16 protein-coding genes are annotated in these 14,676 nt (G+C 40.9%); 7 read left to right on the top strand and 9 right to left on the bottom strand.

The genetic code is table 11. The features are described 5' to 3' along the window. Positions 1-389: 389 nt before the first annotated feature. Both arr and LF822_RS12170 read left to right on the top strand, forming a co-directional pair. Positions 390-806: an NAD(+)--rifampin ADP-ribosyltransferase gene (gene arr / locus LF822_RS12175; RefSeq protein WP_253924344.1), complete on the top strand. Its 417-nt coding sequence runs from the start codon at positions 390-392 to the stop codon at positions 804-806. A gap of 263 nt (positions 807-1,069) precedes the next feature. Beyond that, positions 1,070-1,237, top strand: coding sequence for a hypothetical protein (locus tag LF822_RS12170; RefSeq protein ID WP_253924343.1), 168 nt, complete (start codon positions 1,070-1,072; stop codon positions 1,235-1,237). Between the two features lie 363 nt (positions 1,238-1,600). Here LF822_RS12170 and LF822_RS12165 read toward each other — a convergent pair whose 3' ends face one another. Both LF822_RS12165 and LF822_RS12160 read right to left on the bottom strand, forming a co-directional pair. Continuing rightward, the gene (locus LF822_RS12165) at positions 1,601-2,434 is read right to left on the bottom strand and encodes an STAS domain-containing protein (protein ID WP_253924342.1); all 834 of its coding nucleotides are present in this window, start codon (positions 2,432-2,434) and stop codon (positions 1,601-1,603) included. Positions 2,435-2,855: 421 nt separating this feature from the next. Beyond that, positions 2,856-3,656 carry a DUF2935 domain-containing protein gene (locus LF822_RS12160; protein WP_253924341.1) on the bottom strand — a complete coding sequence of 267 codons (801 nt, stop codon included), beginning with the start codon at positions 3,654-3,656 and terminating at the stop codon, positions 2,856-2,858. 139 nt (positions 3,657-3,795) lie between these two features. Between LF822_RS12160 and LF822_RS12155 the strand changes: the two genes are divergently transcribed. Continuing rightward, entirely contained in the window at positions 3,796-4,989 is a 1,194-nt protein-coding gene (locus LF822_RS12155) for a cation:proton antiporter (RefSeq protein ID WP_371925905.1), read from the top strand. Between the two features lie 307 nt (positions 4,990-5,296). On the opposite strand, the gene LF822_RS12150 is transcribed toward LF822_RS12155, so the two are convergent. From LF822_RS12150 to LF822_RS12120, 7 genes are all read right to left on the bottom strand, one after another. Further along, positions 5,297-5,485: a hypothetical protein gene (locus tag LF822_RS12150; protein ID WP_253924339.1), complete on the bottom strand. Its 189-nt coding sequence runs from the start codon at positions 5,483-5,485 to the stop codon at positions 5,297-5,299. 529 nt (positions 5,486-6,014) lie between these two features. Then, on the bottom strand, positions 6,015-6,179 hold the full coding sequence (locus tag LF822_RS12145; protein ID WP_253924338.1) for a hypothetical protein: 165 nt from the start codon (positions 6,177-6,179) through the stop codon (positions 6,015-6,017). A gap of 240 nt (positions 6,180-6,419) precedes the next feature. Further along, positions 6,420-7,451: a serine hydrolase domain-containing protein gene (locus tag LF822_RS12140; RefSeq protein WP_253924337.1), complete on the bottom strand. Its 1,032-nt coding sequence runs from the start codon at positions 7,449-7,451 to the stop codon at positions 6,420-6,422. A gap of 15 nt (positions 7,452-7,466) precedes the next feature. After that, positions 7,467-7,916 carry an SgcJ/EcaC family oxidoreductase gene (locus LF822_RS12135; RefSeq protein ID WP_253924336.1) on the bottom strand — a complete coding sequence of 150 codons (450 nt, stop codon included), beginning with the start codon at positions 7,914-7,916 and terminating at the stop codon, positions 7,467-7,469. A gap of 123 nt (positions 7,917-8,039) precedes the next feature. After that, a complete protein-coding gene (locus tag LF822_RS12130) occupies positions 8,040-8,249 on the bottom strand; it encodes a hypothetical protein (protein WP_253924335.1) in 210 nt (69 codons plus the stop codon). 37 nt (positions 8,250-8,286) lie between these two features. Next, positions 8,287-8,535, bottom strand: coding sequence for a hypothetical protein (locus LF822_RS12125; protein ID WP_253924334.1), 249 nt, complete (start codon positions 8,533-8,535; stop codon positions 8,287-8,289). Between the two features lie 333 nt (positions 8,536-8,868). Beyond that, complete coding sequence (locus tag LF822_RS12120; protein WP_253924333.1) at positions 8,869-9,834, bottom strand: helix-turn-helix transcriptional regulator; 966 nt, start codon at positions 9,832-9,834, stop codon at positions 8,869-8,871. An 86-nt stretch (positions 9,835-9,920) separates the two neighbouring features. On the opposite strand from LF822_RS12120, the gene LF822_RS12115 reads away from it, so the two are divergent. The 4 genes from LF822_RS12115 (at position 9,921) to LF822_RS12100 (ending at position 14,669) form a co-directional block, all read left to right on the top strand. After that, the gene (locus tag LF822_RS12115) at positions 9,921-10,790 is read left to right on the top strand and encodes an SDR family oxidoreductase (RefSeq protein WP_253924332.1); all 870 of its coding nucleotides are present in this window, start codon (positions 9,921-9,923) and stop codon (positions 10,788-10,790) included. 436 nt (positions 10,791-11,226) lie between these two features. Beyond that, the gene (locus LF822_RS12110) at positions 11,227-11,886 is read left to right on the top strand and encodes a GntR family transcriptional regulator (RefSeq protein WP_253924331.1); all 660 of its coding nucleotides are present in this window, start codon (positions 11,227-11,229) and stop codon (positions 11,884-11,886) included. 19 nt (positions 11,887-11,905) lie between these two features. Beyond that, positions 11,906-13,264, top strand: coding sequence for a 4-aminobutyrate--2-oxoglutarate transaminase (gabT, locus tag LF822_RS12105; protein ID WP_253924330.1), 1,359 nt, complete (start codon positions 11,906-11,908; stop codon positions 13,262-13,264). A gap of 13 nt (positions 13,265-13,277) precedes the next feature. Continuing rightward, the gene (locus LF822_RS12100; protein WP_253924329.1) at positions 13,278-14,669 is read left to right on the top strand and encodes an APC family permease; all 1,392 of its coding nucleotides are present in this window, start codon (positions 13,278-13,280) and stop codon (positions 14,667-14,669) included. Positions 14,670-14,676 lie beyond the last annotated feature (7 nt).

Below are 14,676 nucleotides of genomic sequence, written 5' to 3'. Positions count from 1 at the left end.
TTCGATGGCACCCCGGCACCAAGCATCACAAATAAATATAAATGTATCTCTTACCAAAATATTTAATGGACTTTTCCATTTCCCTGCACGAATTTTAAAATAAAAAAGGCAACTATTCTTATGGAATAATCGCCCTTGTGCCCTCTTATGCCATTACTTGCTTTTTCAAAAAAATCTGTCCGTTCTATGGAGCGAGTTCGATGCATAGTATCAGCAGGAACCGTAAAAATTGACTGCTAGTAAGAACGAATTTAATAAGTAATTATCGTTTAACTTCTTTCCTCTACTTTCATTATACTACCAATTGTATCTTATTTATAGACTACTCTTTCTATAATTCCTCTTCTATACTATTAGGTACAAATCAAAAAGATGAGAGGTGCAGCTGTATGAATGAAAATAAAGAGGTCTTAGATAATGGTCCTTTCTTTCATGGTACTAAAGCAGAACTAAAAATTGAAGATCTGTTAGAATCTCAACACCTATCAAATTACCAAGCCAAAAAATCCAACTATATATACTTCACGGCAACATTAGATGCTGCTAAATGGGGTGCTGAATTAGCAAAAGCTAAATCAAAAGAAAGAATTTATATTGTGGAACCATTAGGTGATTTTGAAAATGATCCTAACTTAACTGACCAGAAATTCCCCGGAAACCCTACTCGCTCTTATAGATCTAAATCGCCTTTGAGAATCGTGGCTGAATTAAGTTCATGGGAAAGACATTCAGATGAAGAAATAAATCATATGCTTACCTCTTTAAAAAAATTACGCGAACAAGGAAAAGATGTTATATACGATTAATCATTAAAGGAAGTGCTTCCATTACTTGAAGATTCGAATTCAAAGCAATCTTACTTTAAGTACTTGCTTATGGCATGTATAGCATTACTTAAAACAGATACAGATTCTATTGTGTTAATAGTTCAACCTAAAAAAATGATATTAACTTGCTTCAATCACACAAAGAACCTCCTGTGTTATAATTAAGTTAGCGATATTAGTCGAGAGCCCAGCTCTTGGCTTTTTTATTTTTCTACATTATTAAGCCGTAAAGGAGACATAAAATGAATATTTCATTAGCAGCATTCATTCCTCTAATTATAAATATAGCAGCCATAGGTTTTATTGTATGGTTTGCCTTTACTCTTTTAAATGTTCAAAGAGATAGAAACTGGCATCTAAGAGAAATCTCTAAAGGAATTCAAGAAATTGCCCGTAATAAGAACGATTAAGAAATACTGGGAAGGTTTCGCGAAAGTCCTGATACTCAGGTCCCCGCATGATTTGGAGGAGCAGCGATCAATAAAGTTTTTTATTTTGACTGTTATACTGCAACACTCGACCAATGACCTCTAGATAATTGTCTCTAACATCATGGAAAACTTCTGGCGTGGCTGCCATTTATTTTATAACATACTGCTAAGACCTGTCCTCCTTCACTATCATGGGAAGGTGAAGGAGCAATTTATCAAAAGTACAGGATGATTCGAATTGGGGTATTTTCCAGCGTAGCGAACCTTCGGATTTGTGCGGCTGCCATCAAAGGCAAAATTATAAACCAGCTTTATGCAAAATAGGGTGTCACTCTTTTTTATCTAATCTAGTTGAGGGAGAAAATACTTGCTTAACGCTTGTTGCAGGGTAGCTAAGGTTTCGGTTTGATGATTGAATGTGAGCTCGGTATTCAATACTTCTTGTACAATTTCTTTCCTAAAACCAGTTATGACCGTATCGCAGCCCATCATGTTTATGCCGTCAATACTCTTTTTTAAGTCGATGATAGAATCTTGATCCATGATGGCGACTCCGGATAAATCCAGAATCAATGTGGAAATCCTTAATTCAGAAACCTTTGTTAATACTTTTTCTTGAAGGGTTTCTACACGGTTAGTATCCATTGTACCGATTAGAGGAAGAACGGAGATCGATTCATTAATAGGGATAATTGGGACTGAAAGATTTTCCACCAACTGTTGCTGATCCTTAATTAATGCATCCTTATAGGTTGAATAACGTATGAAGAAGGTATTTAAAAAGTCATCTACACGATTGTTAATTTCGGTTTCCAGCCGGAAAAAATCCATCATTTGGTTATTATCGTTTTCCTTATAGTATTTTTCAATAAATAACCACAATGTTCTACGTATAGAATGGACCCATTCTAATTTGAATGATAAATCAATGGAGTGCGCGGCCCAGGCAATCCCCTCTTGTTCAGCGAATTTCTTCAAAGATTCATCTTTCCCATTAATAATATACATAACTAAGTTATGCGCATTGTTAACAAGGTCGATGTTTCCCACGCGCATAATTTCATCAATCTTATCCTGAACATTTACCGCTTCCGATAAAAGAGTTTGTTCAAAGGCCTTACTATTTTCTATAAAGAATTCTTTAAATTGCTTGGAATAACCATAAGACTGTACCATAGGATCCGCCCCTTTAACTTTTTTCACCATAATAATTATAGAGTTTAGAAACAATACACCAACGATTCCCTATTACCAAATCCGGACTTCTTGCACACCATTATAATCCATATCGCTAACTATGCTCTCACTTATGAGGAAGATGGTTATGATATTCTAGTATATTTTTTATAACCTGTGATCTAAATAAATACAATTCTTTGATGCACTTTTTTATATCATATAATTTGTTTAACCATCTATCAATATAGGAGACGAAGTTTGTTATACATCTATTTTATAATATGTAAAATTAAACATAAATACATTACCCTCTCATGTGAAAAAGTGACATAAAAGCCCGAAAATGTAATGGTCATAACAGTCATCATCACTACTTCCCCCGGACTTTTACATCACTGTACTTTTTTACTATCTATCTCTACTCCGTCCTCGGCTTAGTCGGATCACAGGCTGGATATTCGCCTTGCGCAGATTCCGCGATTTTGTATAAATAGTAACATTCTTCCCTGGCCATATGATCAGCCATTAAAGCGGAGAAGGTGCTTAATACCGTTTCGGATAATTCCATCTCCTCCAGTTCCCTCAGGAATCCTTTAAATAGCTGCAGCTCCATGTCTACTTCAGAATTAAACCTCGATAATGCGGGGAAACTATCCAGATTCGTCCGCAAATAGCCTGTTAACTCCACCGCCTTTAGGTAGAATTGTTCGAAGTGTTTCGCAAATAAAGCACTTTTCTCTTTTAATCGTTTTTCAACTCCATCAAGCTCGTCATTAATCGCGCCCGCATGACCGCCGGCATCCGGCAGCCATACCATATGGTGATGCAGCTCGTGGAAGACGGGTGGAGCCTTTCCCTGCGCTAAATAATCGAGCACGAGTAGATACTCTTCCAGTTCGTTCACCATGTGATTGATAAATGTTGGGGATAAGTGAATACCAATCTTACCCTGCAGCTGCCTTTCTAATATGGATAATTTATATTGCCTGAACTGTTTCACGATTTCCTGTATGTTTTTCGTGAACTGCTCCATGTCCCCTGGCTGTCCGTTTCTTACCATATTTAAATACTCATCAAAGGAATTCACGAATGACTTTGCCTGCTGGATCATTTCTCGTTCATCAGGGTATAACGAATCTCTGATAAACCTGGCATGGTCTCCCAGTATCTGCAGCCAAAAGGAATGTTCAAATGTAGCACTATTGTTATAATTCCTCAATACTTTCCCTCCTCGTTTTGACACGCTGTAATAATATATGCACGAGGGAGAGTCCTAAATAACCCCTTGAAGTTTCATAAATGGGTGAATAGGATAATGAACCACTATAGGCTGAAGTCAAGGAATGAAGGGGAGGTCCGTGTTGCATACGACGCATTTTATTTTACTAATATTCATTGGCTATATCGTTTTCACCATAGATAGGAAACAAGAAAACGTTCCCGTCCCTACCATTCTGGTGGTGCTCGGAATCGGGCTTTCCTTGCTTCCTTATTTTGCATCGATTGAAGTGACTAAGGATATGATCTATCACATTTTCCTTCCGCCGCTGCTGTTTTCGTCTGCCTACCGGTTTCCTTCAAAAGGATTTAAGGAAAATGCGGGAATCATCGGTTTCCTTGCTTCAGCAGGGATCATACTTACAGTCATCCTTCTAGGGGCTTCTATATTTGCGCTCAGCGGACCGTTCTTATCATTATCGTTTGTTGGGGCGTTGATGATCGCTGCGATCTTGACCCCGACAGATCCTGTGTCGGTCACTTCGATATTGAAGAATTCGACCGGTAACGAAAAAATCGCCGACGTGGTCGAAGGGGAATCGTTGATTAATGATGGGACGAGTATCGTCATCTTTACGGTTCTTGCCGGGATGCTGACAAATGGAGAATCGTTCGCGCCTCTTTCTTTTTTAGGTGAATTCCTTCTCGTTTCTCTCGGAGGGGCTGTCATAGGTGCGTTAGTCGGATGGCTTCTCAGTAAAGCGGTGCATTTCACCCACAACCGTGAATATCAGGTGATGCTTTCGGTTGTTGTAGCATTTGGTGTGTTTAACCTGGCGGAATACCTGCATGTTTCCGGTGTTCTTGCGACAGTCTTTGCCGGCATCTTGCTTTCCTTTGAATTTGGTCGTACGATTAAGGAAAATGACCTGCGTGATAAGCTCGACGGCTTCTGGAATGTAATTGAGCTGACCGTATTAGCCTTGATCTTTCTATTAATCGGCATTCAATCCGCTCAACATCTTGTATTTGACGGCTGGGGTTTTGCGATCATTATCTTTTTGCTTTCCTTGATTTTACGTTTTCTCATTATTTTCAGCACCACCCAGTTCTTCCCGCATTGGCGGCACAGAATCAACTGGCGGGAATCGATTTTACTCACATGGTCCGGTTTAAAAGGAACGATGTCCATTTACCTCATATTGGATCTGCAGTCCAAAGGAGGCGGAGATGTGGATATGATCCTGTCGCTCGGGTTTGCGGCCGTTTTGATTTCTTTGATTATCCAGAGTCTGGGTATCTATCCGCTGTCTAAAAAATTAATGAATCAATAAGAGTATCAGGCCGTAACCCAGGCATGAAGCTGGACAGAGCATATACTTTAAATGGGAGATGTCTCATGGAACTGTACAGGTTCCATCCCCTAAAACACTCACGGTCCTTTTATTTCTTTTATGGAAAGGAAGGGCCGTGATGTGTTTTAACCTTAACCTTTAACGAGAAAGGCTGCTAGTCTTCCACCTCTACACGAAAGCTGGAATGAATGGTATCGTTAACATAAACCTCCATTATCCACGTCCCAGCATCACGCTCATTAAAGCTCACTCTACCCATACTCAAAGCCTGGCCCGGGACCTCTTCTTATTCGGGATTAGCACTAATAAGACTCTCGCTGAATGTTCGTTCCTCACTAGTTTGCTCATTGACAGCGATCATCTTGTATTTTTCTCCGATCAGCCCCTCGCCCCAGAAGTAAAATTCATATACAGTAACTTCATGGTTTGCTTTAAATTCAATGCTTTCATCCGGTTCGTTAGAAGGATCGAACATCCCAAATCGACCTTACTCCCCAGTCAATTTATAGCCTTTTGCGGTAAATGACGGGCTGAGGTTGTTTTCTATCGATAGTTCCTCTTCAGGGTTTTCCCTGCCAACGATCCATAGGGACAAGCCTAAAAAAAGAATAACAAAGACCACTCCCATCAGTTTAGATGATTTTTTTAAATAATGGATGAGCCCTTCACCCTTTCACGACATTCAGTTTAATTTCTTGTTACCAGGGTACTGTGGTAAAAATATGTTGTTACCTCAAGAATTTTTAGAAAGCATCCTGACACAGCATCTTTCGATCAGTAAACTTCTATTTATAAATTCAAAGAAGCCTAAAATTTACATTCGGGTGGTGAATTCCATGGGATTTATTATCGCTTTACTTGCCATCGCCTCTTCTGCAGGATTTTTGTATTATTGGGGAAAACCAGAAGCCGATTCAAGAAACAAGCATTCAGACGAAGAAAAAAAGACCACGTAATCAGGGAGCCGTTTACATAAGGTTTCCTGTTTACATGGTACTGAACTTTTATTTTGATGATGTTTCTTTTTTTATGTGAGGGGTTGTTGTTGATGCGTCTTTCACCTTGTCCCCTAATTTCGCCGCCTGCTCTTCTGTAATTTCAATTTCCTGTCCCGGCGATACGACTTTTCCGTCTTTTACTAAATAATCATTCGCTTTATATGTCGGCATGAGACCGCCCTCTCCCAATATCAGTTATCAGAAATTGCTTTATAATATATTTAATATACCAGTAGATTCGGGTTTTGCAAGTTTGAAGCTCCCTGTAATATCACATATATTATGCCAATAGGCTGGGCGGTCTGCTTTACGATGCGATCTATCACAAGAAAAATTTTTTGCTCCCGCAGAGCATGTATTCACTGACGAGTCTCCCAAACTATGCCGGAAGTTCCCTGCCCGCTTCAATAATTACAGCAGACCCAGCTCCTCCTCAATCTCCCGCGTCATCTCAAAAGCACCTGATTCCTGATTAGAGGAAAGCACCAGGGTCACCTCATGCCCAGGGTAGAACGAGGAACGAAAGCTCACTCCAGGATCATAACCCATCACGTGGTATTTCGTGATTTTATTACCTTGCTGATTCATCCACACCCCATAACCGTAATGAATACCATCCTTTACAGTCACATGCGGGGTGAGCAACGCAGCAGTCATGTCCTCATTTAAAAGTTGATGGCCAAGCAGGGCACGCCAAAAGGCGATCATATCAGGGGCTGACGTAAACGCGCCGCCATCCGGACCTCCTTTTGCTGGAATGGAATAGATGTTCGTTCTCCAGGTGTGATTCTCTTTGTTGTCGATATAACCGACAGCCGTGTCTTTCGGAAGCTGGTCAAGCGGGAAATACCCTGAGCTCTTCATCCCAGCCTTTTGAAAAATGTCCGCTTCGACATACTCAGTAAAGAGGCGTCCCGTATGCTGTTCAATGATTAAACCTAATAGGATATACCCCGCGTTGTTATAATGGAATCGCTCCCCGGGCTGAAACTTCAACGGGTTCGACTGAAACAACGGCAGAAAATCGTTTGGCGATTTCATTTGATAGACAGGGCGATCCTTCCACAAATCCTCGAAGTCACTCATAACCTCTTCATCAAAATAATCAGGTATTCCTGAAGTATGGGTAAGCAAATGATGAATCGTTACCCCATCGTCAAAATGAGGAAAGTCAATATCAAGACAATCTTTCAATCTTGTGTCCAACGTAAGTACACCTTTTTCGACCAACTGACAGATGGCGACAGCCGTAAATAACTTGCAGCCTGAAGCAATGCCGAAGCGGGTATGCACCGTATTCAGCCGCTCCTCCGCTCTGTCCGCATACCCATAAGCTCTTTCGATTTCCACCCGTTCTTCCCGCTTTAAATAAACTACCCCTGAAAAATGTTCATTCAGGCAGCTGTGGTGGATAGCAGCTTTTTTCATCTCCATTTCCCCCATCGTGACCCTTCCCCTCTATGAAAGCAGCTCTCTTAATTCTTTCGTCATCTGTTCGACTAATTCAGGCCGTCCATGAAACTGAGCCGGCGTATTTTGAAACAGTTCGATTTTCCAGTTGTTATCGATTCTTACTGCGATCAACGTGTGATGGGTATTGACCTCTGCTTTAATATCCGTTTCTCCAGGCGGGATCATGCCTGCAATCGCCCGCAGGACAGCGGCGTTTTCTCCTATGAACCTTACGTTCTTCACCTTGCTTACAAAGGGGGCAGTCGGATGGTCTCTAAAAATCGGACGAAGATGAGAAACGAGGTCTTCAGGTCCTTGCTCAAGACTTCCGTCAAAACCTATGAGCTCTCCTTCCTCAGTAAACAAGCGTGCCATTCCATCTGCATCGCGGTCGTTCCAGGCATCAATCAACTGTTCGTAGATCTTCGCAATATCCTGTACATTATTTTCACTCATGATGGTCCTCCTTTAAAAGCTTCCTTATAATCATCACGTAACTCAGCTGCATTATCCTTCCATTTCACCGGCTCACCGTGCAACTTACTATAACTTCATATTACCAGCAAACCAAGGTGCACTTCATTTATTTCTCCACCACTTCCCTGCAGCCTTATATATCGTAATGAAAAAGATCATCACACCCAGAAGAAGAAGGAGTTCTTCTACAATAGACAGCCCCCAGTCTGCCCCATAACGAGAGACAGTCACGCCTATTATCACACCAGTAATCATAAAGAATTTATCGGTTTTCCGTGAAAAGACTGGTTCAGCACTGTTTTTTCTTTTCAATCGATCTCCCCCTTGCGTCAGCCTTAATGTTCCATTTCTAGTTATCAGAATGATCTCCATTCGAAAAATCATCGTCATGCGAGTCAAAAGTATTATAGTATTTTGCATCCGGTTTACCCAGCACGGTTCCTCTTTTTCTACTATATGTTCTTATAAAATGTATTACTGAATAGCCAATGCCTCCAGCCAAAGCGATATAGATTAAATAGCCCGCTTCATAGAATAAGTATATACCAACTGCCGCTATCGCCATGACCAGCAATAGAACCTCGAATGATTTCAACATAACCCCTCCAATGATTTGAGTAAGAGTTATTATATATACGGTTACTGAAGAAAACCGTTTCATTGAATTCCCTGGCTTATACCGCACGGAAGTGAACATTTCACCACATATATGAACATTCTGAGAGATATATGAACAATTGGATGGGGTTTATGAACATTTCAGCCGATTTATGAACAAGTTCGAGGTTAATATGAACATTTCCTCATTTCACACAAAAAGACAGCCTGTGCTGTCTTTTTTCATATTCTATTTCTAAGCGAATTCTGACATTTGAACAAGTTTTTCTGACATTCACTCCTATTCCACCCTGGGGGTTAACGCCCGACGTGATTACCTGTAAAGTTCAATGATTTCTCTTGCTCTTTCTGTAACTTTATCTATTAAATCCAATGGCGACAGAATTTTGACTTGGTTTCCAAATCCGACTATGAAATTAACAGCTTCCTCTTCAGAGTTGAACGTCAAATTTAGTTCTGTCCATCCATCTTCCGTCATCGTCCCATCATTTGCTGATTGTACGAAACGCCCGGTAAATCTCATGCGTTCATGGGCAAAAGGAGAGACCTTCACATCGACTCGAAACTCAGGCAGGCTTTGCATGAACTGCTGTTTGGATTGTTCCCAGTGGGCCGGTAAATTGAAATCAGGCGGCCGGATAAAATGCTCTTCTGTTCGTTCACACTCTAAGATTCGAGCGTTTTTATAACTGCGGAATTCATCCTGCTTGTTCAAGGCGATCACATACCAGGTGCTCGATTTGGCTACTAGTCCAAGTGGTTTGACGATAGATTCTCTTATGTCTCCATTTGCTTTCTTGTATAAAATAGTTACTTTTTTATTGGTCATCACGGCTTCTTTCATGACTTCAAGTGCAGAATTACTTTCATTTCCAGTATTCCTCCAGGTGGCCATATCCACATATACTCGTTCCCAAAGGTTCACTGCACTTTCTCTTGATGTTTCAGGCAATGATAACAGCAGCTTGTCCTTCAACTGCTTGGAGGAGATATCCATATTCAAGTCATTCAGAATTTTTTCGGCATGAGGCAGGAAGAGTGACAGCATTTCTTTTTCCTTCAACCAGCTCAGCCTCTGCTTCCAGTTATCGACAAGCCTCCATCCGCCTGCCTGCCCCCGCTCAGCATAAACGGGAATACCAGTGGAACTTAATGATTCCATGTCTCTATGGACCGTTCTTTCTGAAACCTCAAGTTCCTCAGCCAATTCTCGAGTCGATACAATTTCCCCATGCTGCAAAAGAAGCAGAATCTTTATTAACCTTTCCGCCTTCATCATCTCACCTCCATGAATTTAATCATGACAGTATGTGTCATATATCTACTATATTATAGGGTTACATGAATAGAAAGGATGGATAAAGTATGAATTTAGAGAATAAAACAGCTCTTGTAGCTGGGGCCACAAGAGGAGCCGGCCGGGCGATGGCCATCAAACTTGGTGAAGCTGGAGCAGTAGTCTACGTGACCGGACGTACAACTAGAGAAGAAACCTCGCCAATGCAGCGGAAAGAAACCATTGAAGAAACAGCTGAATTAGTCAATGAAGCAGGCGGGATCGGAATTCCTGTCAAAGTGGATCATACAGATGAAGAACAAGTAAAAATGTTAGTAAACCAAGTGAAGGAAGAACAAAACGGGCATTTAGACATTCTTGTAAATGATATATGGGGAGGCGATCCCCTGACTGAATGGGGCAAAGACGTGGGTGATCATAGTCTGCAAAAAGGGTTGCAAATGCAGAAACAGGCGGTGCAGGCTCATTTTATAACCTCACATTACGCTGTACCTTTAATGAAGAAAAAGAACAAAGGTTTGATTGTAGAAATCACTGACGGTACCGACTTTAAATATCGAGGGAACTTTTACTATAGTCTAGCGAAGATCTCAAACATTCATATGGCCAAAGCCATAGCCGAAGACTTAAAAGATTACAATATTACTTCGATCGCTTTAACGCCGGGATTCCTCCGTTCCGAAGCCATGCTCGAGCTTTTCGGAGTCACAGAAGAAAACTGGAAGGAAGGAGCCAAAGTCGAGGAACATTTTATTGCATCCGAAACCCCCTTCTATATCGGTGAAGCCCTGAAACATCTGGCTTTGGATCAGGACGTGCACAGGTTTAACGGAAGGACATTAAGCACCTGGGAGCTTTCAGACATTTACGGTTTTAAAGATGTGGATGGCACACAACCGCACTGGGGCAATTATTATAAAAAGCATGTGGAGAAATAAATAAAACTACAGCTGGATTATTGGCTGCCGGCGTGAGGCCGGCAGCTTTTTATAATGGGAGATTTATGAACATTTCACTGTATATATGAACATTCTAAGCGATATATGAACAACTGGATGGGGCTTATGAACAATTCAGCCGATTTGTGAACAAGTTCGTGGAAAATATGAACATTCATTATTTATCCCAATACAAATACTCATCATCTGTCGTTACCCCAAAATTTGTTTAGGATAAAAAAATTTGAACTTCCTCTTCATAAACTCAATACTCGCAAAAAACTCCGCTTTCTAAAGGCTCTTATTCTTTCAATGAACTCCTTTAAATAAAATTTTTTCTGAAATTAACTAGATTTTTCTTGTCAAAAAAGTTAGAATATTATTTAAATTATAAATTGTATACAATTATTGTACACAAAATTAGAAAGGATAGCTTATGGTTAACCAAAAAAATAACGAAGAACTAGCTTTTGAAAAAGTTAAACGAGCCATTATGTTAAAGAAGTTAAACCCAGGACAGAGGGTGACAGAGGATTGGGTAAGTAAGGAATTACAAATGAGCCGGACTCCTATTAGGGCAGCATTTAAAAGGTTAGAGAGTGCAGGTCTTATTAAACTAGTACCTAATAAAGGAGCGATTGTTTACAGCCCCTCTGACAAAGAGTTAGAAGATGTTTTTAACCTGCGAGTCGTTCTTGAGAAGTATGCTGCACAATTAGCATTACCTAAGATAGGTTCACAGGATATAAGTGAGTTGGACGAGCTGCTGAAGAAGGAGATTCAAGCTTATAAGAATAAGGATTTTGAAGAGTTTATGAGAGTAAATGGGCAGGTACACATGTTTGCAGCTCATATTGCCGGCAACCATTTCTTATTAAAAGAAATTGAAATGCTTAATCAATGGTCTGATGGTTATCTCATTTTAAGAGATGAATTCTATTCCACCCCATTTGAGGAAGTGAAGTCTATCCCGGAGCACGATAGGATAGCTAATCAATTTAGAAAAGGAAATCTTAATGAGCTTTGTGATGCTATTGAAGATCATTTGCTTTCTACTTTAAAAGATCTGTCAAAGAGAGCATCAATTTTCAACTAATCAAAAGGAGAGATTACTCATGTCAAACCATGCATTAGTCACTAAGAAGTTACCAGGACCCCTTTCAAAAGACCTGCTGGAACGACGTCATAATATTGTTCCTGATGCTGTTAGTTACGGGATTCCTACATTTGCAGAGGAAGCAGAAGGGGCAAAAATCAGGGATGTCGATGGTAATGAGTTTATCGATTTTGCCGGAGCCATCGGAACAATTAATGTCGGGCACTGCCACCCGAAAGTAAAAGAAGCCCTTCACGATCAGGTAGATAAATATATTCATACAGGTTTTAATGTAATGATGTATGAACCCTATATCGCACTAGCTGAAAAGCTTGCTGAACTGTCACCAGGTACCCATGATAAAAAGGTGCTGCTTCAAAACAGTGGAGCTGAAGCAGTAGAAAACGCAGTTAAAATTGCTCGTAAATATACAGGACGACAGGGTATTGTCACTTTTGAAAACGCGTTTCATGGTCGCACATTAATGACTATGTCGATGACGAGTAAAGTAAAGCCTTATAAATTTGAATTTGGTCCGTTTGCGCCTGAGACCTACAAAGCTCCTTTCCCGTACACTTACCGCCGGCCAAAGGGTATGAGTGAGGAAGAGTATGTGGATTACCTCATTGAACAATTCAATGACTTCCTTATTAAAGAGGTGGCACCAGAAACCATCGCCGCTGTAGTCATGGAGCCTATTCAAGGAGAAGGTGGATTTATAGTACCTGAGCCGCGATTTGTTCATGCAGTTAAAGCTTTGTGCGAAAAACACGGCATATTGTTTGTATCTGATGAAATCCAAACAGGCTTTGGACGGACGGGACATTATTTTGCCTCTGACCATTATGATTTGGTGCCGGATTTAATAACCGTTTCAAAGTCACTAGGCGCAGGAATGCCGATCAGCGGAGTCATTGGAAGAAAGGAAATTATGGATGCTGCCAATCCAGGTGAACTCGGAGGTACATACAGTGGCAATCCGTTAAGCTGCAGGGCTGCTCTGGCAGCGATAGAAATTATTGAAGAAGAAGATCTGAACCAACGTGCTAATATGATTGGCCAGAAGGTGAAAGATACCTTCAATTCGCTGAAAGAAGAAGTGGATTGTATAGGAGAGGTTAGAGGACTTGGAGCCATGATAGCAGTAGAAATTGTAAGGGACAGGGATAAGAAAACGCCTGATAAAGCTTCTACATCAGAAATGCTGGCTCATGCTCAACAAAACGGATTACTTGTGTTAGGTGCAGGCGTGTACGGCAATGTTATTCGCTTTTTAATGCCTTTAGTGATTACAGAGGAAGAATTAGAGGAAGGATTGGCCATTATGAAAGATGCTGTTCGTAAGGTTTGGGAAGAAAAGTCAAAATATTCAGTGTAAAAGGGGTTTTTTGATGAATGAAGAGAAGAAATTAAAAAAAGTTCTATCTAACTTCGATTTACTTTTCTTAGCTTTAGGAGCTATGCTTGGCTGGGGCTGGGTGGTTCTTTCGGGCTCGTGGATTACTTCAGCCGGTTCATTTGGTGCAGTTGTTGCATTTATAATCGGCGGCATGCTGGTTATATTTGTAGGGCTGAACTATGCAGAGCTTGCCTCTGCGATGCCAAAGGTAGGCGGTGAACATGCTTATGTTCACCGGGCCCTTGGGAATAACATGTCTTTTGTAGCTTCATGGGCCATTACCTTAGGTTATATTTCCGTTGCTACATTTGAGGCCGTAGCTCTTCCAACAGTCATTAACTTCCTTATGCCAGATTACGAGGCAGGATATTTATGGACAGTAGCTGGCTTTGATGTCCATCTAAACTGGGTGTTGATTGGATCAGTAGGTGCTCTCATCATCACAGTTATTAATTACATAGGTGTAAAGCAAGCAGCCGCTATGCAAACATTTCTTACACTTATGATTGTTGGTGTTGGTTTACTGCTGATTTTTGGCGCTGGCTTAAATGGAGATCCCTCGAACCTCTCCCCTTTCTTTATTGAGGGTTCAGGAGGAATCATGGCTGTGTTAGTAATGGTGCCGTTTTTATTTGTCGGTTTTGACGTGATCCCTCAGGTCGCTGAAGAGGCTAATCTTCCTAAGAAGCAAATTGGAAAACTTCTTATTTTTTCTGTGTTGGCCGCTGTTATCTTTTACTTAGCGATTGCATTAGGTGTCGGACTGGGGTTAAATCAATCGCAGCTGGCATCAACTGAACTGGCGACGGCTGACGCGATGGCGAGTCTATTTGGTTCTCAGTTTTTTGCACAGTTATTAATTGTGGGAGGAGTGGCAGGAATTATCACAAGCTGGAATTCCTTCATCATTGGCGGGAGCCGGGTGCTGTATGCGATGGCTGAATCAAGGATGATACCTGCCTGGTTTGGTAAAATTCATCCCAAGTACCATACGCCGTCTAATTCCATATTATTTATAGGCATTCTATCTATGCTGGCTCCTCTGCTGGGAGAATCAGCTCTAATCTGGATTGTAGATGCAGGAGGGCTGGGGATTGTGGCGGCTTACTTCCTGGTAGCTTTGTCATTTATCGTCTTAAGAAAGAAAGAGCCCGATATGGAACGTCCTTTTCGCGCAGCAAAATCACCCATATTCGGGTACTTAGCCATTATATTAAGCTTTGGATTTATTTTGCTATACATGCCGAGTATGCCGGCCGCACTCCTCTGGCCATATGAATGGATTATGGTGGCTGGTTGGACTTTATTGGGGGTATTCTTCTTCATTAATATGCGAAGAGGTGTTTATGAAGAAAAGAGTGCCGATAAAAAAGAAGCGTTATAAAAAGGAG

The sequence above is a fragment of the Halobacillus sp. A5 genome (genome assembly GCF_024189315.1).
Lineage (GTDB): Bacteria > Bacillota > Bacilli > Bacillales > Halobacillaceae > Halobacillus_A.
Note: the sequence above shows the minus strand (reverse complement) of the source record. Positions and strands in the feature narration are given on the sequence as shown.